The sequence below is a fragment of the Duganella sp. Root1480D1 genome, assembly GCF_001427305.1.
Lineage (GTDB): Bacteria > Pseudomonadota > Gammaproteobacteria > Burkholderiales > Burkholderiaceae_D > Rugamonas.
Window position 1 is genome coordinate 80,885 of sequence record NZ_LMFZ01000005.1, and the last position, 21,718, is coordinate 102,602.

The window sequence follows — 21,718 nt, forward strand, 5'->3', positions numbered from 1 at the left end:
AAAATTAATGCAAAATTAATTCAGCGCCAAGATTTGTGTAGCTTTGGCAGCATTGTTTTCCGCGTTTTTCAGCAAACTCATTTGCGTTTCGAAAGAACGTGCCAGAGTGATCATATTAACCATGGCGTCGATCGGGTTCACGTTGCTGCCCTCCAGCGTGCCGTCTGCCAGGCGCACGCTCTGGTCGGGATCGGCGGGCAAGCCGCTTTGCTGGCGGAACAGGCCATCGTCGCCGCGCACCAGGCCTTTGACGTCCGGGTTGACCAGCTTGATGCGGCCCAGCACGTTCGATGGGCCAGGCTGGGTCTGGGTGGTGTCGATGGCGGACACGGTGCCGTCGGCGGCAATGGCCACCTGGGCGTCCGGCGGGATCGCGATCGGGCCATTCTCCCCCACCAGGGTCAGGCCGGCAGCCGTTTGCAGCATGCCGTTTTCGCTGACCTTCAGGCTGCCGTTGCGGGTGTACGCTTCCGAGCCATCGGTCGATTGCACGGCAATGAAGCCATCGCCGCGCAAGGCCACGTCCAGCGCACGCCCGGTGGTCTGCATGGCGCCGGCGCGGAAGTCCGAGCCGACCGTGTTGTCGACCACGAAGGTCCGGGTCGGCAAGCCTTCGGCCACCACGGGGACGGCGCGGAAGGAGTCGAGCTGGGCGCGGAAGCCGGTCGTGGTTGCATTGGCCAGGTTGTTCGACGTGGTGGCCTGTTGCTCCAGGATGTGGCGCGCGCCCGTGGCGGCGGTGTAGACAAGGCGGTCCATCGCTTGCTCGCTTTATTCGATTAACGCAGGTTGACCAGGGTTTGCAGTACCGAGTCCTGGGTCTTGATGGTCTGCGCATTGGCCTGGTACACGCGCTGCGCGGTGATCATGTCGACCAGTTCCTTGGTCAGGTCTACGTTGGACGATTCGACCGAGGAGGAACGCAGCTGGCCCAGGTTGCCTTCGCCTGGCGTGCCGATCTGCGGCTGGCCGGAGGCCGAGCTCTCAGCCCACACGTTGTTCCCCAGCGGGATCAGGCCGTCCGGGCTGGCGAAATTGGCCAGCACGAATTGCGCCAGTGGACGCGACTTGCCGTTGCTGTACTGGCCGATGATGGTGCCGGTGGCATCGGTCGAGAAGCGTTGCAGGCTGCCGGACGAATAACCGTTCTGGGTCGACTCCTTTTCATTGGTTGGCGAGCCGTATTGGGTGGTGCCGATGAAGTTGGTGGAAATCGTCATCGTCAGGTCGGCGCCGTTGTCCGGGAAGATCGGCAGGTCGATCGAGAATGGCAGGGTCTGCGGCGGTGTCAGCAACGCCATGCGGGCCGCGCTCAACTGACCGTTGGTGTCGAACGCCAGGGTGCCCACCTTGACGGCCGGGACCGTGATGGCCGCTGCCAGCTTCTGGTCGATGATGTCTGGCGTATTGCCCGGGACAGCGCCAACGTCGGTCGGCGGAGTGTATACCGCCGCCAGTTTCGCCAGTTGCGCGGGGGTAGCGCCTGCCGCTGTCGCGGCAGCGGTCATGGCCGCACCGGCAGCAGCGGAATACGCTTGCTGGGCCGCCAGCATGCCAGCCGCGTTACCGGCTGCCGCTGCCGTGTTGTAGGCGGCGCGCGCCGCCAGCGACGCTGGGTCGGTCAGCACTGCTTGCGCAATCGCCTTGGAGTCGACCTGCACGCCATCGCTGCCCGCGTACACATCCCATACGCCACTGCCCTTGTTCACGTAGAACACCGACATGGTGTGGGCATTGCCCAGGCTGTCGAACACATCCATGACAGTCTGCTTGGTGTAGGTCAGCGGATCGCTGGCATCGAACGGCACCTTGGTCGGTACCGGCGAGGTGGACGACAGGTTGATCTTGAAGTTCGCTTCGGTGGTCTCGACCGGGGTCAGGTCGGCCGTATCGATCTTGATCGGCACCGGCGCGCCGGCCAGGATCACGCCTTGCTGGTTGGCCAGGTAGCCGGTGATGGCATTGCCCTGGGCATTGGTGATGATGCCATTCTTATCGAGCAGGAACTGGCCATTGCGCGAGTACTGCACTTCGCCGCTGGGCGCCACGGTGCGGAAGAAGCCGCCGCCATTGATGGACACGTCCAGCGGGTTGTTGGTGGTTTCGATATTGCCCTGCGTGAATTGCTGTGCGATGCGCGAGATGCTCACGCCGATACCTGGGTTGTTGCCGGCCACGCCGTTCAGCGAGTTAGCGTACAGGTCGGCAAACTGCGCCTGCGAACTTTTGAAGCCCACCGTGCTCGCGTTGGCGATGTTGTTGCCGATCACGTCGAGCGACTTGCCTGCGGCGTTCAGGCCGCTGAGACCTTGTTGAAACATGGTATTTCCCCTATCAGGTTGGGCTTACAAAACTTGTTTGATATCGTCCATGGTCAGTTGACCGATGGCTGGAACATTGAGCTTGGTGCCGCCGGCGCCGGTGGACACGCTGGCCACGGTGCCGAAGGTCAGCGCCTGCACTCCTTCGGCGGCCTTGCCGCCCAGGGTACCGCTGACGCTGACGGTGTACATGCCGTCCGCCGCGGTGGTGCCGTCTTCCAGCTTGCCGTCCCAACCCAGCGGCAGCACGCCGGCATCGACTGCCTGCAGGGTCTGCGTATGCACGACCTTGCCGGCGGCGTTCTTGATGTCGATCTGCAGCGTGTCGACCGCGTTCTTCAATTCGACGCCGAACAGGCCTTTGCCAGACACCAGTTGCAGGTTCTTGCCTGCGGCCAGCACGCCATGGTTGATCAGGTTGGTCGCCTGCAGCGAAGCCGAATTGGCGTAATCTTTTTTCAGCGATTCGATCGTCTCGTTCAGCTTGTTGATGCCGGTGACGGTCTGCAATTGCGCGAGCTGGCTGGTGACTTGGGCGTTATCCAGCGGGTTGAGCGGGTCCTGGTTCTTCAGCTGCGTAATCAGCAGCGTCATGAATTTGTCCTGGTCGGCCGAGACGCTTTTGTCGGAGCCGGAATTGCCGCGCGTGTTGACCGCGTTGAGCAAGGCTTGCGACGGGGTGCTGCCGCCAGTGACTGGGGTATTGGTGATGGCCATGATTACTGTCCGATCGTCAGGGTTTTCAGCAGCATGGTCTTGGCTGCGTTCATGGTTTCTACATTGGTCTGGTAGGAGCGCGAGGCCGACAGCATATTGACCATCTCATCGACCACATTCACGTTCGGCATCGTCACATAGCCCTTCTCGTCCGCCAGCGGATGCTTGGGGTCGTAGACCTGCTTGAGCGGCGACGGGTCTTCCACCACCTTGCTCACCTTGACCGAGGTAGCGGCGCCGTTGGCAGTCGGAGTGGCTTCGAACACCACCTGCTTGGCGCGGTAGGCTTCGCCGCTGGCCGAGGTGGCGCTGTCGGCGTTGGCCAGGTTGGAGGCGACCACGTTCAGGCGCTGGGCCTGGGCGCTCATGGCCGAACCGGAAACATTGAAGATGCTGAACAAGGACATTAGCTGCCTCCCTGGATCGCGGCCAGCAGGCCTTTGATCTGCGAATTAATAAAGGTCACGCCTGCTTCGTAGCGCAATGCGTTGTCGGCAAAGTTGTTACGTTCGACATCCATATCGACCGTGTTGCCGTCCACAGCGCCCTGGGCCGGATGGCGGTACAGCAGCGGCGTGCCGTCGGGCAGGGTGCTGCCATCCTGCGGCGGACGCGGGAAATGCTTGTTGGCCGTGGTATTCAGCGGCTGCGGGGTAGCCGCGCGCTGCATGGCTTCCTGCAGGTTGGCGGAAAAGTCGATGTCGCGCGCCTTGTAATTGGGCGTATCGGCATTGGCAATGTTCGACGCCAGCACGGCCTGGCGCTTTTCACGCAGGCTGAGGGCGGTTTCGTTGAACAGCAGGTAGTTGTCGAGTTTGCCTAACATGGCACTTCTCCGCTTGATGACAGGTTCGATGATACGGAGCAATGTGCTTGCTTGATCGGAAGAGAAAGGCGGGGTTTTTGCCCTTATTCGCGGCTTGCGGCTGTCGCGCGAGGGCTAAGATGGGCAACATGAAACAGACTCTCATCATTGCATCCCTCTTCGTTGCCGGTATAGCCGCCAGCGCGGCCCACGCCGCCCCGGACCGGATGGAGCCTGCGGCCCTGCGCCAGGTGGCCGAGCAATTCCTGCAAGTCCAGACTGCGGGCCTGCCGGGCAAGGTCACGGTCAGCGTCGGTGCGGTCGACCCGCGCCTGAACCTGGCGCCCTGCCCGGCGCCGGAAGCCTTCCTGATGCCGGGTGCGCGCGCCTGGGGCAAGACCACGGTGGGCGTGCGCTGTGCGGCGCCTTCTCCGTGGACGGTATATATTCAATCCCAGGTATCGGTGTTGGGCAGTTATGTGGCCGCCGCCGTGCCGCTGGTGCAGGGCCAGGCCATCGAAGATGGGCAGTTGGCGATAATGCAAGGTGAACTGACCGCCCTGCCGCCTGGGATCGCGACCGACAAGGCGCAACTGGTCGGCAAGTCCAGCAGCATGTCGATTTCGGCCGGCACTCCGGTGCGGGTGGACATGGTCAAGGCCAAGCCGGTCATCCTGCAGGGCCAGCTGGTCAAGCTGGTCACCAAGGGCAATGGCTTCTCGGTTTCGGCCGAGGGCAAGGCAGCCGGTTCGGCGGCCGAGGGCCAGGTGGTGGCAGTCCGCACCGGCAATGGCCAGCAAATCAGCGGGATTGCCCGCATGGGCGGACTGGTCGAAGTAGCTTTTTGAACAAGTTTCACGATGCCAGCTAAAGTTTGGCCGCAGGATGCCGTAATAGACTCGTATGCCGGGGTAAAGTACTCCAACCAGACGAGGATAACGCTGTGAAGATCAACGATACATTGAAGAACACGCCGGGCTTGCCAAGTTCGCCCGCGACGGGCACGAACGCGCGCGGCGCGGACAAGGCCGCCGCGGCAACTTCGACCGCACCACAGGCAGGTACCGACAATGTGCGCCTGTCCGCGCAAGGACAGGCAATGGCGGCCAGTGGCGCTGCAGCCAGCAATGCCGTGTTCGACACGAAAAAAGTCGAACGCATCAAGATGGCAATCGCTGACGGCCAGTTCCAGGTCAATTCGGAAAAGGTGGCAGACGGTTTGCTGGACACAGTCCGCGACCTGCTGCACGCACGTAAGCAACGCTAAGGAAGCATGATGGCCGCTGTCTCCCCTAAACACAGCCTGCAGGCTGAGTTGAACAAGATCACGGAATTGCTGGAAGTCCTGAAACAGGAACAGCAAGACCTGGTCGCGGCTGACATCGACCACCTGACCTCGCTGACGCCGCAAAAGTCGGCCCTGGTCAATGAAATGGCCACATTGGCCACCGCGCGCCACCACGCCCTCGCCGAGGCCGGTTTTCCGGCCATGGAGCTGGGCATGGAATCGTGGCTGGAAGCCCAGCATGACGATGCCGCCAACATCCTGTGGCAGCAACTGCTGGACCAGACCCGCGCGGCCAAGGAATTGAACCGCCTGAACGGCGTGTTGATCAACAAGCACCTGGGCCATACCCAGGGCGCGCTGCAAGCCCTGCGCCCGCAACAAACCACGGTCTACGGCCCAAGCGGCATGACCACGAGCGGCACCACCCGCCGCGGCTTCATCGCCGGCTAAGCCTTTCCGCCACCGGCGCCCCGCCGGAACTTTCGAAACGTGTGACTTTTTATGCAACTTTCTGCATAATGGCCGGATGCGTACATTTCTCTCAGGAATTATTCTGGCGGCAACGACCGCTCAAGCCGGTGCTGCCTCCGTTCATTCCGCCCTTGGCGGTGAACAATTCGGATTGCAGCCCGCCGACAACTTCCGCCTGACCAACGGCCGCTGCAACGACTGCGGCCAGAAGCAGGCCATGTGGTATTTCCAGGATGAGCTGATTGCCCTGCCGGCAACCGGCGCCAAGGATGCGCCGGGCCTGGTCTGGCTCGGCTCGCCGCAACTGGTGCCGCAGGCGCGCTTTGACGGCAAATCCCTGCACACGGCCGATGGCGGCACGCTCAATTTCCGCCTGGTGCCGAAGCTCGCCACCAACCGCTCCTATTTCAACGACAGCACCGAAGCGTTCTTCCGCCAGCGCGAAGTGCGCGTGCGCGGCCAGTGGGATGAAGCCGGCCAGCAGTTCGTGGCGCGCACGATCTGGCCGCGCGACTATGTGATCGATGCCGGCAAGCTGCCGGTGCTGCCGCTGTCCGGCGGCGACAATCTAGAAGGCTTCGTGCGCCACGCCGAGGGCGGTGCGCGCAGCGATTACGCGGTGCGCAAGCTGTGGCAGCGTCCCGGTGCGGTATCGGCCGACCTGTCCGGCAAGCCGGTGCTGGCCATGATGCTGAGCGGCGCCCAAGGCGACGACGACGAGGCCTATGGCGGCCACTTTGCCATCGCGACCGGCCGCCTTGGCCCGCAAGGCGAATGGTCGGACTGGCTGGTGAATAACTTCTACGGTCTGGATTCGTACAGCGAAAAAGGCATCGTCGCGTCGGCACTACCGATGGACAACTACCTGATGGATGTGAACAGCGGCCAGCAGTATTACCGGCCGTCGTACATGTTGGTGGCGGTGCTGAAAGACCCGCGCACGGCGCAGGCTTACCAGAGCAATGTGAACCAGGTGTTCCGCGATTTCTACGCCCACCATTTCAGCTACCAGCATGCGGCGGCCAATTGCACCGGCATCAATGTCGACGTGCTGCGCAAGCTGGGGTGGCAGTGGCCGTTGCAGGGCCCGACCAATCGCCTGAAAGCCGTTGGCGCGTTTGCCTACATGGCGGCGAAGGACTTGAGCATCGCCAGCGGCAAGAAGGCCTTCAGCTATTTCACCGAGGAGCAGACGCGCTTGCATCCGGCGGTGGCGTTCGATGCGCTGGGCCAGGATTTGCTAAATGTGCTGGGCGGCCAGGCTGGGCGCCAGTTAAGCGGGTTCGAGCAGCAGTTGCAGTCGGATGTGGAGGCTGTGATGGTGGTGCGGATTCCGCAGATTCCTTCCAGCCGTGCATTTGGTTCGGCGCCAGCCTATTCGATCGATGAATTCATGGCGCGCGCGCCGGCGGATCGCAGCAAGTGGCAGGTAGTGCCGACGGAGCCGCGGCCGTTTCCTGAGGAGTTGATGGACGAGAAGGCGAAGAAGAATTTGCACGCGTCGGCGTGGCCGGTGGCGCTGCTGGTGCTGCTGGTTGCGGCGATTGGGACTGCGTGGCATTGGCGGCGCAGGCAGAAGCTGCGGGAGCAGGTGCCGCATCCGGAGCGCTTACGCGCCTGAAACCGGTAAACCGGTGTCTGACCCTGTGGGTCGGACCCCGGTTTACCGGTTCTAAGGGTTTGGAATTTCGGTAGCAGGATCCGGAATCCCGGACAGAATGGTCACCGCCACCCGCCTGTTCCGCGCCCGCGTCTCGGGATCATCATTCGAGGCCACCGGCTGGTTATCCGCATGCCCCACCGCCGTCATGCGCGAAGCGGCAATCCCCGACTCGATAAACAGCCTGACCACGGTCCCCGCCCGCACCGCCGACAACTCCCAGTTTGACGGAAATGCCGCGTTGCTGATCGGTACATTATCGGTATGCCCTTCCACCTGCACATTGTGCGGATCATCCTTGAGCAGCGTCGCCACCGCAGTCAGCGCCTCACGCGATTCGCCCGTCAGCCGCGCATCGCCCGGATTGAACAGCACCGAAGCATTGATCTCCACGCTCACCCCGCGGCTATTCTGCGTCACCCGCACCTTGCCTTCTTTCACCAGCGGCGCCAGGGTGCTGGCCAGATCCTTGGCCAGCCGCGTCATCTGCTCCTTCTCCTTCTTGATCGCCTCATTGCGCTTGCGCGATGCGGGATTCGGAATCGGCAGGCTCTGGACTTCGGTATTGGTCGGTGGCGCAGCCCCCGCCCCGCCAAACGCATCGCCCAGCGCATCGGAAAACACCTTGTACTTGCCCACGTTGACCGAGGACACCGCGTACATCACCACAAAAAAGGCAAACAGCAGCGTAATGAAGTCCGCATAGGAGATCAGCCAGCGCTCATGGTTCTCGGGGTCGTCGTCGAACTTGCGGCGTGCGCGGCGGTATTGCATGTCACGGCTCCCGCATCAGGGTCGCGATCCGTTCATCGATTACGCGCGTGAAATCGCCGGTAGCGATGTCGTACATCACCGAGGCCGTCAGCTCCTGCAGGTAGACCTGGCGCGTGACGATGGTTTTGAGCTTGTTGGCAATCGGGTAGAAGAACAGGTTGGCCAGGCCGACGCCGTAAATGGTCGACACAAAGGCTACCGCGATGCCGGAACCCAGCTTGCTCGGATCGGTCAGGTTTTCCATCACATGGATCAGGCCCAGCACCGCGCCCAGGATGCCGATGGTCGGCGAATAGCCGGCCGCCGATTCCCAGATGCGCACCGCCTGGCGTTCCGCCGTTTCGAACGCGGTAATCTCCATGTCCAGCATCTGGCGCATCTTGTCCGGGTTGATGCCGTCCACGATCATGCGCAGGCCCTTGGCGACGAACTTGTCCTTGGCGCCCAGCATGGGGCGCTCCAGCGCCAGCAGCCCGTCGCGGCGGGCCAGCATGCTCCAGTTATTGATATCGCGCGCCAACTGGGCGCGGTTGTCAGGCGGGGGTTTGAAGACCCAGCGCAGCATGGTCAGGCCACGGCGCAGGGTCGGCAAGCGGGTTTGCAGCATGACAGCACCAAAGGTGCCAATTACCACGATGGCAAAGGCGGCTGGCTGCAGCAAGGAAGTAATCTTGCCGCCTTCCAGCCCCTGGCCGACGATGATGCCGGCCAGCGCCAGCAGGACGCCGACTACGCTGGACCAGTCCATGCCTGCTCCCGCAACGAGGCGCGCAGGCGCGCCACGGCTTGTGTGTGCAACTGCGATACCCGGGACTCGGACACGCCCATCACGGCGCCGATCTCCTTCAGGTTCAGCTCTTCCTCGTAGTAAAGGCCCATCAGCATTTTCTCGCGTGGGGGTAGCGCTTCAATCGCATCGATCACAGCCTGGCGGAAGTCGGTGTCGAGCAGCGCGCGCAGCGGATCGGCATCTTCATCATGGGCGTAGCGGTCGAGGAAGCTGTCGTTGCCGTCTTCCTCATGAAAATCTTCGTAATACACCAGTTGGTGGCCGCCGCCCTCGGACAGCATTTCCTGGTAATCGGCCAGCGACAGCTTGAGCGATTTCGCCACTTCCGACTCGGTCGGCGGGCGGCCCAGGCGCTGCTGCAGGGTGGCCATGGCATTTTCAATCTTGCGCATGTCCTGCCGCATCGAACGCGGCATCCAGTCGGAAGAGCGCAATTCATCGAGCATGGCGCCGCGGATGCGCATCACCGCGTAAGTCTCGAACTGGGCGCCGTGGGTTTCTTCATACCTGTTAATAGCGTCGAGCAAGCCGATCATGCCGGCCTGTACCAGGTCATCCACTTCCACACTGGGCGGCAATTTTGCCTTCATATGGTGGGCCAGGCGCTTGACCAACGGCATGTGCGTCGTCAGCAAGGAATCCTTGTCCACCTTCCCTTTGACCGTGTACATAAAGGTTCTAATTCTTTTCAGGCTCTAAAATGGTTGCAGCTCCCCATTGCAAAACGCCCGGCCAGCTGGCGGAAGGCCACTGAAGCCCCGGCCAATGGGAAGGCGTCCACCACCGCACGACCCAAGCGGGCTGCACGCTGCAGGTATTCGTCAGCCGGCACAGAACCCATGGAAACGAGGTTGACTGCCAGGTAACGGCTTGCCGCATGTGCCATATTATCGTAAACCACCCTTGCTTCGGCCTCCGAAGCGCCGGTGACCAGGATGCCGAACGGGCGGCGGCCCAATTCATGGTTGAGCCGCTTGATCATCATATAGGCATTCTTGATCGAAGTTGCACTGTTTGACACCTGCACCACGATCTCGGAACTGGCCATCAGCGGGATCGGGAAGGCTTCGCCATCGAATTCGCCATCCACCAGCACAATGCCGCTCTGGCTGGCCAGCACGCCGAAAGCCTTGGCCAGGCGGCGTCCTTCGTCGGGGCCGCGGCGCATTTCGCCGCGGGTCATCGACACCACGTTGAAGCCCTGCGGCGCGGCATGCAGCACCTGGTTCAAGCCGCAGCGCTGGCGCGCCACGTCGAGCAGGCTGGTGCCGTGGTCCAGGCCGAGGCGGGACACCACCCCGTGGGCGCTGGCGCAGGCATCGACCAGCAGCACGTCGTTGCCGGCCTGCGACAGCGAGGCGCCCAGGTTAACCAGCATGGCGCCTTTGTCGTCCTGCGGCGTGGCCGACAGGAAGGTGATGATGCGTGGCCGGGGGCCGGCCAGCATCCGGCGCAGGCCTTCGGCCTGGTCGAAGTCGAAATTAGCCAAAGCGTACCTCACGCAGCATTGGGTCATGGGCGGCGCCGGCTACCAGCAGCGGCAGCTCGGCATCGCCGTATTTCGGAACGGCCTGGCCGCCGAAGGCGCGCCCTACCAGCGCCGCCGGATCGGCCAGGTGCAGGTCTTCCGGCACGCGCTGGCCGTTGGACGCGTAGAACAGGCGCAGCTTGTGGCGGATCACCACGTCCAGCGCGGAGCCGATCGAGGCGGCTTCGTCCAGCTTGGTGATGATGGCGCCGGCCAGGCCGCTGCCCTGGTAGGCGCGCACCACTTCGGACAGGGTTTCCTGGGTCGAGGTGGCGTTCATGCACAGGATGCGCTGCACGTCGGTGCCGACGCCCTGCAACATGGCGACCTGTTCGGCCACCATCTGGTCACGCTGGCTGACACCGACGGTATCAATCAGCACGGTGTGCTTGTTGCGCAGTTCATTCAGGGCGATGCGCAGGTCGGCTTCGTCCTTCACCGAATGCACCATCACGCCCAGGATCTTGCCGTAGATGCGCAGTTGTTCGTGGGCGCCGATACGATAGGCGTCGGTGGTGATCAGGGCCAGCTTTTCCGCGCCGTGGCGCATCACGCAGCGCGCGGCCAGCTTGGCGGTGGTAGTGGTCTTGCCGACACCGGTCGGGCCGACCAGGGCGAACACGCCGCCCTTTTCCAGCAGTGCGTCCTCGTTGGCCATGGCGTTGATGTTGCGCGCCAGGACGGTGCGCATCCATTGCAGGGCCTCGGCGCCGTCACGCGTGGCAGGTAGCTTGTCGGTCAGGTAGCGCGCCAGGCTGGCGGAGAAGCCGGCGGCCAGCAGTTCGCGCAGCACCACGGTCTTGTGCGGTTCGCGTTGCTGGGTGTTGGCGAAGGCCAGTTCGTTGAGCTGGGTTTCCATCATGCCGCGCATGGCGCGCAGTTCGCTCATCATGCTGGTCATTTCGGCGGCGGCCGTGGCCTTGGCGCTGGCGACGGCTTCGGCGACCAGGGAGGAAATGCGGTCCATGTCCATGGCTGGGACCGGGGCCGGGGCCGGGGCCGGTGCGATCGGCCGGGCCGGTGCGCGCGGGGCGGATGGCGCCGGGCGTGCGGTGGCGCGTACCACGGGGGCGGCAGGCTGGGAGACCAGGGCCGGGGCATGGTCGGCGGCCGGTGCGGCTGGCGCAAGGTCCAGGTGCGGCGCGGGCGCGGACATGGGGGAATCCGGGGAGTGCGGGGCCAGGGCGGCGGCATCGTCGCCGGCCAGGGCCAGGATTTCCACCGCGCCGTCGACAGCGCGGTTGGAGAGGATCACCGCATCCGGGCCAAGCGCTTCGCGTACCTTGCGCAGCGCTTCACGAGATGTTGGGGCGGTAAATTTTTTGACGTTCATTTCCTGCTACTCCGACTTATTCGCACATGGTCAGATTATTGACGATGCGTCGGGGTAACAATCGGTGGAATAGCCTGGGAAATGCCGCTTAATTCAAAACCGGTAAACCTGGGTCCGACCCGCAGGGTCAGACCCCGAATGATCGCGCGGCAAACGGGGTTGGTTCCGGGCCTTTGACTGTCTACCAAGATCAACGGCGCACAACCCAAACCGTTGGCCGTCGAGCTGGCAGGGTCTGACCCTGCGGGTCAGAGCCTGGTTTACCGGTTTACTGCGCGCCCACCAGGGAAGTAACCCGGATCGTCTTCGTCTCCGGAATCTCGGAATGCGACAGCACCTTCAACTGCGGCAATGCGCGGCGCAGGAATTTGGACAGCAGCGGACGCAGAACCCCTGGCACCAGCAGCACCGGCGTCACACCCAAGGCCTCCTGCTGCTGCGTTGCCGCCGCGGCCTGCTGCGCAATGGTGTCCGCCAGCCCCGGCTCGATGCCGGCAGCATCACCGCCGCCACTGGTCATCGCCTGCATCAGCAAGCGTTCCAGGCGGTTATCCAGGGTCATGACCGACAGCTCGCCGCCAGCCGGGAACAACTGCTGCACAATCGCACGGCCCAGCGCCACGCGCACCTGCGCGGTCAGCTCGTTCGGATCCTGGGTATGCGGCGTGAATTCGGCCAGCGTCTCGATAATGGTGCGCATGTCGCGGATATGCACCCCCTCCGCCAACAGGTTCTGCAACACCTTCTGCAGGGCCGACAGCGACAGCATCTTGGGCACCAGGTCTTCCACCAGCTTCGGCGAATCCTTGCCCAGGTGATCCAGCAGCGACTGTACTTCCGCGCGGCCAAGCAGCTCGGAGGCATGCGACGTAATCAGGTGGTTCAGGTGGGTTGCCACCACCGTGCCCGCATCGACCACGGTATAGCCCATGCCGGTGGCCTGGTCGCGCAGCGAAGCATCGATCCAGATGGCCGGCAGGCCGAAGGCCGGGTCGGTGGTCACCATGCCTGGCAGCGTGCCGCTTGCCATGCCCGGATTGATCGCCAGGTATTGGCCGTTGAACGCCTCGCCGGTACCGACTTCCACGCCCTTCAGCGTGATGCGATAGGCGGAAGGCTTCAGTTCCAGGTTGTCGCGGATATGTACCGGCGGCGCCAGGAAGCCCACTTCCTGCGCAAACTTCTTGCGGATGCCCTTGATGCGCTTCAGCAGTTCGCCGCCCTGGGTCTTGTCGACCAGCGGAATCAATCGATAGCCCACTTCCAGGCCCAGCGTATCGACCGCCAGCACGTCCTGCCAGGTCGCCTCTTCCTGCTCGGGCGCAGCCTGGGCGCCGGCGGCAGCGCCGGCCGCGCCGCCACCACCCGCGCCGCCTGCCTCTTGCGTGGCAACCCCTTCGGCTTTTTCCCTGGCCTTCTTCTGCAGCAGGTAGCCGGAGCCAATCAGGGTCGATGCCAGCAGGATGAACACCAGGTTAGGCATGCCCGGAATCAGGCCCAGGCCGCCGATGATGCCGCCGGTGATGAACAGCACTTGCGGCTTGGCGAACAACTGGCTGATCACCTGGGTGCCGATGTCGGTTTCGGAGGCCACGCGCGAGACTACGATACCGGCCGCGATCGAAATCACCAGCGAAGGAATCTGCGCCACCAGGCCGTCACCAATCGCCAGCAGTACATAGTTTTTCAGCGCATCGGCAAAGCCCATGTCGTGCTGGATCATGCCCACCAGCAGGCCGCCCACCACGTTGATGACAGTAACCAGGATGCCCGCCACCGCGTCGCCGCGCACGTATTTCGAGGCACCGTCCATGGCGCCGTAGAACTCGGCCTCTTGCGACACCTCATTACGGCGGCGCTTGGCTTCAGGCTCGCCGATCAGGCCCGCATTCAGGTCCGCGTCGATCGCCATCTGCTTGCCAGGCATTGCATCCAGGGCGAAACGCGCGCCCACTTCAGCGATACGGCCGGCACCCTTGGTCACCACCACGAAGTTGATGATGGTCAGGATCACGAACACCACGATACCGACGGTGTAGTTACCGCCGATCAGGAAGTGGCCGAAAGCCTCGATCACCTTGCCTGCCGCATCCGGGCCGGTGTGGCCTTCGGTCAGCACGACGCGGGTCGAGGCCACGTTCAGGGACAGGCGCAGCATGGTAGACACCAGCAGCACGGTCGGGAAAGCCATGAAATCCAGTGGCTTGATCGTGTACAGGCTGGTCAGCAGCACGATGATCGACAGGGCGATATTGAAGCTGAAGAACAGGTCAAGCACGAACGACGGCAAGGGCAGGATCATCATTGCCAGCAGCATGATGATCAGGATCGGTGCAGCCAGGGCCTGGCCGTTACCGGCAATGCCTTTCATCCATGGCGGCATGTTCAGTGCGTTCATTCTCTGTTACTCCGTTTATTTCTTGTTCAGTGGATCCATATCGTCCGGCACATCGAGCCTGGTTGGACGATCCGGGTAACGCAGGCCTGGACGATAAGCCTTGATCTGGTACACATACGCCAGCACTTCCGCCACGGCGGCGTACAGGCGCGGCGGAATCTCGTCGCCGATTTCAGTGTGTTTGTGCAGGGCACGTGCCAGCGGCGGCGCTTCCAGGATGGCGACGCGGTGCTCCTTGGCCAGTTCGCGGATCTTGGCCGCCACTTCGTCGGTACCCTTGGCCACCACGCGCGGTGCACCCTGCCCGCCTTCGGCGTATTTCAACGCCACCGCATAGTGGGTCGGGTTGGTCACTACGACGTCGGCGGTCGGCACTTCCTGCATCATGCGTTTCTTCGCCATCTCGCGCTGGAGCTGGCGAATCTTGCCCTTGATCTGCGGGTTGCCGTCCGACTCCTTGGATTCCTGGATCAGCTCCTGGCGCGTCATCTTCAGCTTGTTCGAGTAATGCCACATCTGGTACGGCGCATCGATCAGGGCGATGAATCCCAGCGCGCCGACGATCACAATGAAGCTGAACCCCAGCATATTCATGACGTGCGTGCTGCCGCTGTGCAGCGGTTCGACCATCAGGCCGATCGCTTCCTGCTGCTGGCGCGAAATGACCATATAAGCCACCACGCCCACCACGATGGACTTGCCGATAGCCTTGACCAGTTCCACCAGCGAGTTGGTGGAGAACATATTGCCGATGCCCGTGATGGGGTTCAGCTTCATGAAATTCGGGGTGAAGGCCTTGGCCGAGAACAGCCAGCCGCCGACCAGCAGCGGCGATGCCAGTGCCACCACCATCACAGCGATGGCAATCGGCAGGCAGGCCAGCATGACATGCACCACATCGACCAGGATGCGGGTGACCAGGACATCAGGATTGAAGACTTGCTCGCGCGTCAGCGACAGCCCCGAGGTGAGGCTGCGGCTTAATTCGCGCACCAGGCCGGAACCGGTCATCCACAGGCCGGCACCCGCTGCCATGAGAACGGTAAAGGTCGCGACTTCCCGCGACCTCGGTACGTCCCCTTCTTCACGCGCCTGCTCGAGGCGCCTCTGTGACGCGGGTTCTGTTTTCTCGGCTTCGCTGTCTTCAGCCATTGACCGCTCCTGTTATCGACCGTGCCATTATCGCTGCGGCCGGGCAAGAGCTATCGATGGAAAAAGCGGGGAAAACCGCCCTTACTCGGCCCCGTCGGCGGCTGGCGCCACCTCCGGCACGGCCTTCGGACGGCCCAATTGCCAGACCTGCTGGTCGATGGCGCCGAAGATGGACTTGCCGTCGGCGTCCAGCATTTCGATCTTGATGGTGTCGCCAAAGGACATGAAGGAAGTTGTCGGTTTGCCATCGGCGATCATTTCCAGGCAGCGCTTTTCGGCGATGCAGGAGTAACCCTTCTTCGCATCCTTGTTGGACACGGTGCCGGAACCGACAATGGTGCCGGCGCGCGCATTGCGGGTTTTCACCAGGTGCGAGATCAACTGGGCGAAGTTGAAGACCATGTCCACGCCGGCATTGGGCTGGCCCACCAGCTTGCCGTTCCAGGTGGAGCGCAGCGGCAGGTGGATCTTGGCATCCTTCCACGCGTCCCCCAGCTCATCCGGCGTGACAGCGACCGGCGAGAAACTGCTGGCCGGCTTGGACTGGAAGAAGCCGAAGCCCTTTGCCAGTTCTTCCGGAATCAGGTTGCGCAAGGAGACGTCGTTCACCAGCACCAGCAGGCGAATCTGCTGGAAGGCCAGGTCCGGCGTTGCGCCCATTGGCACATCATCGGTAATGACGGCGATTTCCGATTCGAAGTCGATGCCCCATTCTTCGTGTTTCAGCTCGATGTCGTCGCAAGGGCCGATGAAGTCGTCGCTGCCGCCCTGGTACATCAGCGGGTCTTCCCAGAACGAAGCCGGCATCTCCGCGTTGCGGGCCTTGCGCACTAGTTCAACGTGGTTGACATAGGCCGAGCCGTCAGCCCACTGGTAAGCACGCGGCAGCGGGGCCATGCAGTTTGCCGGCGCGAAGTCGAAGCTGCGGCGGGCCTTGCCTTCGTTGAGCTGGCGGTACAGCTCATCAAGCTGCGGCGAGATGAAGTTCCAGTCATCCAGCGCGCGTTGCAGGCTGCGGGCAATGCCATCGGCGACCACGGCGGTCTTCAGGTCGCGGGAGACGACGATCAACTGGCCGTCGCGGGTGCCGTCTTTGAGGGTGGCGAGTTTCATTTTAGGAATGCTATCGATTCAGTAGAGATAATCAATTTTACCTCTTAGATGCGAATCATTACCATTTGGCTCAACTGGAAAGGATTTCGATCATGGCAATCGCAGCGAAGAAAATGAGCCAAGTCACCGCCCACATGGGGATTGCCTTCGGCCTGATGTACGTGCTGACCGGCTCGGTAGCTTTCGGCGGCCTGGCTGCCGTGCTGGAACCGGTCATCAACGTCGTGCTGCTGCCATTCCATGAAAAGGCCTGGCACGCACTGCGCACACGCTTCAGCGCGCGCCGGCTGACGCTGGTCGCGGCCGAAAAAGTATCGCAAACCGTCATGCACGCACTGGTCGCCTTTGCCACCTTGTACGCGGCAACCGGCTCCCTGGCCTTCGGCGGACTGGCCGCTGTGCTGGAGCCGGTCATCAACGTGATCGCCCTGCCCTTCCACGACCGCTGGTTCGACCGCCACGTGCTGCGTGTTGCCCCGTCGGCTCTTGCCGCTGCCTGATTCTTCCAAACAATCAAGGCGGTGAGAATCCGCGCAAATTCCGGACTGTGCATGCTGTTATGCTTCGACGCATTTGTTAACTGCCGAGAGAGGCCTCCACCCATATGCGCCGCTTACTTGCTTTGCTTCCCTTGCTGCCCTGCCTGTGCCTCGCGCACGGGACCAATCTCGAATTGCGCGAAATGACAAACGCCGACCAGGCAGCACGAAACGCTTCCCTTACCGACTGGTCCATCCTGAACAAGGAAGATGCCAAGCGCCGCGACCGCGTAAGGGAAATGCTGGCTGCTGGCACCATCACCTCGGCAGAAGACTTCTACAACGCCGGGCTGATCATGCAACACGGGAAAAGCCCTCAGGATTTCAAGCTGGCCTTTTCGCTCGCCAGTCTCAGCATGACGATTGATCCGGAAAGCAGCAGCTTCAAGCCAGCCTACAAGTCGAGCAAGTGGCTGACCGCTGCCGCTTGGGACCGCCATATGATGAATCTCGGAAAACCGCAATGGTACGGAACGCAATTCACCAAACGCGACCCGAAGCTGCCGTGGGAGCTCTACCAGTTCGATGAGAATGCTGTTACTGACGAGGAGAGAAAAGCGCTCGGCGTCATGACCCGGGAAGAGTCGCGCGCCAAGCTGGAGCAAATGAACAAGGCGCACTGACCAAGCCCGCGTGCGGCAGCGAACGGACGCAATTCGCTCTGGGGCCTAGTCTCGGCTTGTCATTCAAACCGCTGGAGGCGAATCATGTTTGCCGACAAGGACGCAATCGCGATGATTGCTGTGAAAGACCTTGACGCCGCCGCCAAATTCTACGGGGACGTGCTCGGCCTGGAAAAGCTCGACAGCCCGGAACAGCAGGTCATGGTTTTCCGCAGTGGCACGAGCAAGCTCAACGTCTATCGTTCGGAATACGCCGGCACCAATAAAGCTACCACCCTCATGTGGAATGTCGGCAGCGAATTGGAATCCATTGCCGCAAGACTCAAGGCCAAGGGTGTGGCATTCGAACATTACGATTTGCCAGGCCTGACACTTGAAGGCGACATCCATGTCGGCGGCCATATGAAAGTGGCATGGTTCAAGGATGTCGACGGCAATATCCTCAGCATTGTGAGCGGACAGGAGGCTTTATGAATCCGAAAACACTTGGCTTGATTGCGGGCGCGCTGATTTCAGTGCACGCGCTGGCAGCAACACCTGATGTGGACAAAGAATTCACCGCAATGGATGCCGACCGGGACGGCAAGGTATCCGCAAGCGAGCATGCGGCCGGCGCGAAGCAAATGTTCGGGAAGATGGATGCCAACCATGACGGCAAGGTAACTGCCGCAGAAATGGCGGCAGCCCACCAGGCCATCAGCGGCCAGGCGGCGAAGAAATCGGACATGCCGGCAGCCGACAAGATCAAGGCCGTCGACGCTGACGGCGACGGCGTGCTCACTGCCGAAGAGCACGCCAAAGCCTCGGCATCGATGTTTGCAAAAATGGATACCGACAAGGACGGTTTCCTGAGCAAGCAGGAGATGGCCGCCGGGCATGCGGCCATGATGAAGAAACAGTGATCAGACCGGCGCCAGCAGCGCAAGCTGTTCAGGTGACAGATAGCACCACTCGCCTTCCTGCAGGCCAAGCGAGGCGAGTTGCAGTTGGCCGATGGCGGAACGATGCAGCGCAGAGCAGTGATTGCCGGCGGCAGCGAGCATGCGCTTGACCTGGTGGTACTTGCCTTGCTCCAGGACGATCTCGAGCTGGTTCTCGCCGCGCTTGATGCAGGTGACAGCAGCCAGCGGAGCCGGCTCATCGTGCAACTGGACGCCCGCCAGCATCTGGGCCACCAGCTCGTCGGTCACCGGTTCTGCCGTAGTGGCCAGGTAGACCTTGGGCACATGGCGCTTGGGTGAGGACTGGGCATGGATGAACGGGCCGTCGTCCGACATCAGCAGCATGCCGGTGGTGTCGTGGTCGAGTCGGCCAACCGGCTGGACTTCACGCCAGGTAAATTGCTCAGGAAGCAAGGTCAGCACACCGGGATGATGGCTGGGCTTACGGGAGCATTCGTAATCGGACGGCTTGTACAGCGCAATATAGAGGTGTTCGCGATAAACCCACTCTTCGCCAAACACTTCCAGCACCAGGCCGTCGGTTTCAATAGTCGCTTTATAGTTGTCCTGCACTTCGCCGCCGATGGAAACGTCACCGTCTTCAATCAGGGCGCGGCAGTATTTACGGGTGCCGAAGCCTTGCGACTGCAGGATTCGGTCCAGGGATAATTTACTCATGGGGCGGGATTTTACCGGATTTACGCTACCGCAAGCCTCCCTATTGATGCAGATCAAAGGGCGTGACAGTCGAGTTGGTACACTTAAATAGCATTAGGAATCTGCTGACTGGGCTATAGGAATTTCTTTGGGAGATCTCAGCAATGAAGCTCTACATCAACCGTAAGTCGTTGGCCCAGGCTCATGCCGCTTCGCTGGAAACCAAGCTGGCCGTAGCGCGCTGGAGTGGCCAGGCAGGCGCAATGCCGCAAGCTTTGTGGCGTCACCAGCAAGGTGCTGAGCTGCTGGAGTGGCTGCTGCAAGGGGGCTTTTCAACCGAAGAGCAGAACGCGGAAACGAAAACAGCGGCCAGGGGCCGCCGTTCTCTTGCCTCCCAAAGAGACAGTGACGAGGAATGTGAATTCACTCAAGTCCGCATCCGTAATGCGGCTGCGTAGTCTGCCTCAAGAATTGATTGCTGATCGCCCTCCCCTTGAATCGAACTACACCGTCAATATAGTCCACGTCGGGGAAATGGCAAGCAAAAATGCCAATGTTAACTGCTGAGCCATTCCAGGCAATAGCTCAGCGCAAGCTCGGCTTGGCCGCATCGGCTGCGGCCTTGATTGCGCCGTAACCGACGGCTGCGCCAAATTTCTTCAGCACGCGCTCAGGCAGGTTTTCATGCTGGGTGTAGTCGACGATATCTTCGGCTTTCACTATATCGCGCGCCACGCTGTCCACGCTGCCCAGGTCATCGGCCAAGCCCATTTCGATGGCGCGTGCCCCCGTCCAGTACAGGCCGGAGAACATATCAGGCGTTTCTTTCAGGCGTTTGCCACGGCCGGTACGCACCACGTCGATGAATTGCGCGTGGATTTCCTTGAGCATGCTCTGGGCATGCTGTTTCTGCTTGTCCGACTGCGGGCTGAACGGATCCATGAAGCCCTTGTTCTCGCCAGCCGTCAGCAGGCGGCGTTCGACGCCCAGCTTTTCCATGGTGCCGGTGAAGCCAAAACCGTCCATCAGCACGCCGATCGAACCGATGATGCTGGCCTTGTTGACGTAGATGCGGTCCGCAGCCGAAGCGATGTAGTAGCCGCCCGACGCGCAGATTTCATCGACCACCACATAGAGCGGCTTTTGCGGGTAGCCGTGGCGCAGGCGGCGGATTTCGTCCACGATCATGCCGGCCTGGACAGCGCTGCCACCCGGGCTGTTGATGTGCAGGACGATGGCCACCGAGCCGGTGTCCGAGAAAGCTTTGTTCAGTGCGGGAATCACCACGTCGGCAGCGCCGCTGCCTTCAGATTCAATGCTGCCCTCGATTTCGATCAGGGCGGTATGGCGGCCCAGCGCTTCAGCATCGCCGCCCATCAGGTTGACGCCGAAGTAGCTGGCCAGGGCGAAGAAAATGATGGCCAGCGTCGACACCTTGAAGAAGATGCTCCAGCGGCGGTTGGCACGCTGCTCTTTCAGCGTGGCGAATACCAGCTTTTCCAGAACCTCGCGTTCCCACTTGATGGGCGGGTTCTCGGCTGGCGGGACTGGCTGCTGGTTATTGTTCTCGTTGTTATCACTCATGGTCTTGGGCGCACATAGTCGTCGGGCTGCCAATAAATGTTTTCATCACGCTCGGACACGGCAATCGGGCGTAAACGGCCGCCGCGGCATGGGCCGCCGGCGCACTGGCCATTTTCAGGCATATAAATGGCGCCGTGTGTGGAACACATAATATAAAGGCCGCTGGATTCGAAGAACTCCCCCTCCGCCCAGTCGAGCTCGATCGGCACGTGGGCGCAGCGGTTCAGGTAGCCATACACCTTGCCGCCGTAGCGCACCACGAAGCCAGTGGTATCTTCACCGCCAGCGCGCAGGGGGAAACGGATGCCCTTGCCGCCTTCCAGCAGCGCCTCGGCAGCACAGACCAGGATGTCAGCGTCCATTACGCGTACTCGTTCAGCCACTGGTGCAATTGCGGCACCGTGCGGGCCGAATACACCGGGTTGCAGGCGGCCAGTTGATCAAGCGGATGGGCGCCATATTCGACGGCGATGCCGGAAGATCCCGCATTTTGCGCCATCATCAGGTCGTGTGTCGTGTCGCCGATCATGACGGTGCGCTTCAAATCCTGGCCCAGCTCGCGGGTCAGTTCCTGCAACATGGCCGGGTGCGGCTTGGAGAAGGTCTCGTCGGCGCAGCGCGTGGCGTCAAAGGTCGACAGCAGGCCGGCGGCGTTCAGAGCGCGATTCAGGCCCACCCGGCTCTTGCCGGTGGCGACCGCCAGGAAGAAGCCTTGCTGCGACAAATCCTGCAGCATCTCCGGAACGCCATCAAACAGCGTCAATTCGTGGTCTTTTGCCAGGTAATGGTAGCGATAGCGCTCGATCATGCGCGGATACACCTTGGGGTCGAGGCCCGGCATCGCCACCTGCATGGCTTCACCCAGGCCCAGCCCGATGACATGGGCCGCCTGCTCCCGGCTCGGGATTGGCAGGGCCAGGTCCTTGGCGGCGGCCTGGATGCATTTCACGATAGTGGCGGTGCTGTCCATGAGCGTGCCATCCCAATCGAAGACGATCAGGTCAAATTGCTTGCGCGGCATTAT

Annotated in this window: 26 protein-coding genes; 9 read left to right on the top strand and 17 right to left on the bottom strand. The window is 61.9% G+C overall.

What is annotated here, in order from left to right:
- Positions 1-15: 15 nt before the first annotated feature.
- Genes flgF through flgB form a run of 5 tightly spaced genes read right to left on the bottom strand, consistent with a single transcriptional unit; the run spans position 16 to position 3,864 of the window.
- The gene (gene flgF, locus ASD58_RS07215; RefSeq protein ID WP_057260419.1) at positions 16-759 is read right to left on the bottom strand and encodes a flagellar basal-body rod protein FlgF; all 744 of its coding nucleotides are present in this window, start codon (positions 757-759) and stop codon (positions 16-18) included.
- 20 nt (positions 760-779) lie between these two features.
- Positions 780-2,321, bottom strand: coding sequence for a flagellar hook protein FlgE (locus ASD58_RS07220; protein WP_057260420.1), 1,542 nt, complete (start codon positions 2,319-2,321; stop codon positions 780-782).
- A gap of 24 nt (positions 2,322-2,345) precedes the next feature.
- Positions 2,346-3,038: a flagellar hook assembly protein FlgD gene (locus tag ASD58_RS07225; protein WP_057260421.1), complete on the bottom strand. Its 693-nt coding sequence runs from the start codon at positions 3,036-3,038 to the stop codon at positions 2,346-2,348.
- Between the two features lie 2 nt (positions 3,039-3,040).
- The gene (flgC, locus tag ASD58_RS07230; RefSeq protein WP_057260422.1) at positions 3,041-3,445 is read right to left on the bottom strand and encodes a flagellar basal body rod protein FlgC; all 405 of its coding nucleotides are present in this window, start codon (positions 3,443-3,445) and stop codon (positions 3,041-3,043) included.
- A complete protein-coding gene (gene flgB / locus ASD58_RS07235) occupies positions 3,445-3,864 on the bottom strand; it encodes a flagellar basal body rod protein FlgB (protein ID WP_057260423.1) in 420 nt (139 codons plus the stop codon). The genes flgC and flgB overlap by 1 nt, the downstream gene beginning before the upstream one ends.
- Positions 3,865-3,992: 128 nt before the next feature.
- Here flgB and flgA point away from each other — a divergent pair, with 128 nt between their 5' ends.
- The 4 genes from flgA to ASD58_RS07255 all read left to right on the top strand — a co-directional run bounded on the left by flgA (position 3,993) and on the right by ASD58_RS07255 (position 7,223).
- Complete coding sequence (gene flgA / locus ASD58_RS07240; RefSeq protein WP_057260610.1) at positions 3,993-4,691, top strand: flagellar basal body P-ring formation chaperone FlgA; 699 nt, start codon at positions 3,993-3,995, stop codon at positions 4,689-4,691.
- Positions 4,692-4,786: 95 nt separating this feature from the next.
- Positions 4,787-5,110 (top strand): flagellar biosynthesis anti-sigma factor FlgM, encoded by a 324-nt coding sequence (gene flgM / locus ASD58_RS07245; RefSeq protein ID WP_057260424.1) that lies wholly within the window; start codon positions 4,787-4,789, stop codon positions 5,108-5,110.
- A gap of 6 nt (positions 5,111-5,116) precedes the next feature.
- Positions 5,117-5,581 (top strand): flagella synthesis protein FlgN, encoded by a 465-nt coding sequence (locus tag ASD58_RS07250; RefSeq protein WP_229209923.1) that lies wholly within the window; start codon positions 5,117-5,119, stop codon positions 5,579-5,581.
- 76 nt (positions 5,582-5,657) lie between these two features.
- The gene (locus ASD58_RS07255) at positions 5,658-7,223 is read left to right on the top strand and encodes a hypothetical protein (protein WP_200951581.1); all 1,566 of its coding nucleotides are present in this window, start codon (positions 5,658-5,660) and stop codon (positions 7,221-7,223) included.
- A 51-nt stretch (positions 7,224-7,274) separates the two neighbouring features.
- Here the strand turns inward: ASD58_RS07255 and motD are convergent, their stop codons facing one another.
- From motD to ASD58_RS07295, 8 genes are all read right to left on the bottom strand, one after another.
- On the bottom strand, positions 7,275-8,036 hold the full coding sequence (gene motD / locus ASD58_RS07260) for a flagellar motor protein MotD (protein WP_057260427.1): 762 nt from the start codon (positions 8,034-8,036) through the stop codon (positions 7,275-7,277).
- A gap of 1 nt (position 8,037) precedes the next feature.
- Complete coding sequence (locus ASD58_RS07265; protein ID WP_057260428.1) at positions 8,038-8,784, bottom strand: flagellar motor protein; 747 nt, start codon at positions 8,782-8,784, stop codon at positions 8,038-8,040.
- On the bottom strand, positions 8,766-9,497 hold the full coding sequence (locus tag ASD58_RS07270; RefSeq protein WP_057260429.1) for an RNA polymerase sigma factor FliA: 732 nt from the start codon (positions 9,495-9,497) through the stop codon (positions 8,766-8,768). The genes ASD58_RS07265 and ASD58_RS07270 overlap by 19 nt, the downstream gene beginning before the upstream one ends.
- Before the next feature lie 17 nt (positions 9,498-9,514).
- On the bottom strand, positions 9,515-10,315 hold the full coding sequence (locus ASD58_RS07275) for a hypothetical protein (RefSeq protein WP_057260430.1): 801 nt from the start codon (positions 10,313-10,315) through the stop codon (positions 9,515-9,517).
- A complete protein-coding gene (gene flhF, locus ASD58_RS07280) occupies positions 10,308-11,687 on the bottom strand; it encodes a flagellar biosynthesis protein FlhF (protein ID WP_057260431.1) in 1,380 nt (459 codons plus the stop codon). The genes ASD58_RS07275 and flhF overlap by 8 nt, the downstream gene beginning before the upstream one ends.
- A 268-nt stretch (positions 11,688-11,955) precedes the next feature.
- Positions 11,956-14,085, bottom strand: a complete 2,130-nt coding sequence (flhA, locus tag ASD58_RS07285; protein ID WP_057260432.1) for a flagellar biosynthesis protein FlhA — start codon at positions 14,083-14,085, stop codon at positions 11,956-11,958.
- Positions 14,086-14,100: 15 nt separating this feature from the next.
- Complete coding sequence (flhB, locus tag ASD58_RS07290) at positions 14,101-15,237, bottom strand: flagellar biosynthesis protein FlhB (protein WP_057260433.1); 1,137 nt, start codon at positions 15,235-15,237, stop codon at positions 14,101-14,103.
- A gap of 81 nt (positions 15,238-15,318) precedes the next feature.
- Positions 15,319-16,350: a fumarylacetoacetate hydrolase family protein gene (locus ASD58_RS07295; RefSeq protein WP_057260434.1), complete on the bottom strand. Its 1,032-nt coding sequence runs from the start codon at positions 16,348-16,350 to the stop codon at positions 15,319-15,321.
- 92 nt (positions 16,351-16,442) lie between these two features.
- Here ASD58_RS07295 and ASD58_RS07300 point away from each other — a divergent pair, with 92 nt between their 5' ends.
- The 4 genes from ASD58_RS07300 (at position 16,443) to ASD58_RS07315 (ending at position 18,414) form a co-directional block, all read left to right on the top strand.
- Positions 16,443-16,850, top strand: a complete 408-nt coding sequence (locus ASD58_RS07300; RefSeq protein ID WP_057260435.1) for a DUF2061 domain-containing protein — start codon at positions 16,443-16,445, stop codon at positions 16,848-16,850.
- 131 nt (positions 16,851-16,981) lie between these two features.
- The gene (locus ASD58_RS07305; protein WP_156401188.1) at positions 16,982-17,512 is read left to right on the top strand and encodes a hypothetical protein; all 531 of its coding nucleotides are present in this window, start codon (positions 16,982-16,984) and stop codon (positions 17,510-17,512) included.
- A gap of 84 nt (positions 17,513-17,596) precedes the next feature.
- Positions 17,597-17,986: a VOC family protein gene (locus tag ASD58_RS07310; RefSeq protein WP_057260437.1), complete on the top strand. Its 390-nt coding sequence runs from the start codon at positions 17,597-17,599 to the stop codon at positions 17,984-17,986.
- Entirely contained in the window at positions 17,983-18,414 is a 432-nt protein-coding gene (locus tag ASD58_RS07315; RefSeq protein ID WP_057260438.1) for an EF-hand domain-containing protein, read from the top strand. Before ASD58_RS07310 ends, ASD58_RS07315 begins: the two co-directional genes overlap by 4 nt.
- Here ASD58_RS07315 and ASD58_RS07320 read toward each other — a convergent pair whose 3' ends face one another.
- Positions 18,415-19,131, bottom strand: coding sequence for a pseudouridine synthase (locus tag ASD58_RS07320; protein WP_057260439.1), 717 nt, complete (start codon positions 19,129-19,131; stop codon positions 18,415-18,417).
- 143 nt (positions 19,132-19,274) lie between these two features.
- Here ASD58_RS07320 and ASD58_RS07325 point away from each other — a divergent pair, with 143 nt between their 5' ends.
- A complete protein-coding gene (locus ASD58_RS07325; RefSeq protein WP_057260440.1) occupies positions 19,275-19,568 on the top strand; it encodes a hypothetical protein in 294 nt (97 codons plus the stop codon).
- A 127-nt stretch (positions 19,569-19,695) separates the two neighbouring features.
- Here ASD58_RS07325 and ASD58_RS07330 read toward each other — a convergent pair whose 3' ends face one another.
- The 3 genes from ASD58_RS07330 to ASD58_RS07340 are packed head-to-tail and all read right to left on the bottom strand — an operon-like array spanning position 19,696 to position 21,715.
- Complete coding sequence (locus ASD58_RS07330; RefSeq protein ID WP_057260441.1) at positions 19,696-20,694, bottom strand: S49 family peptidase; 999 nt, start codon at positions 20,692-20,694, stop codon at positions 19,696-19,698.
- Complete coding sequence (locus ASD58_RS07335; protein WP_057260442.1) at positions 20,691-21,056, bottom strand: Rieske 2Fe-2S domain-containing protein; 366 nt, start codon at positions 21,054-21,056, stop codon at positions 20,691-20,693. The genes ASD58_RS07330 and ASD58_RS07335 overlap by 4 nt, the downstream gene beginning before the upstream one ends.
- Positions 21,056-21,715, bottom strand: coding sequence for an HAD-IA family hydrolase (locus ASD58_RS07340; protein WP_057260443.1), 660 nt, complete (start codon positions 21,713-21,715; stop codon positions 21,056-21,058). The genes ASD58_RS07335 and ASD58_RS07340 overlap by 1 nt, the downstream gene beginning before the upstream one ends.
- Positions 21,716-21,718 lie beyond the last annotated feature (3 nt).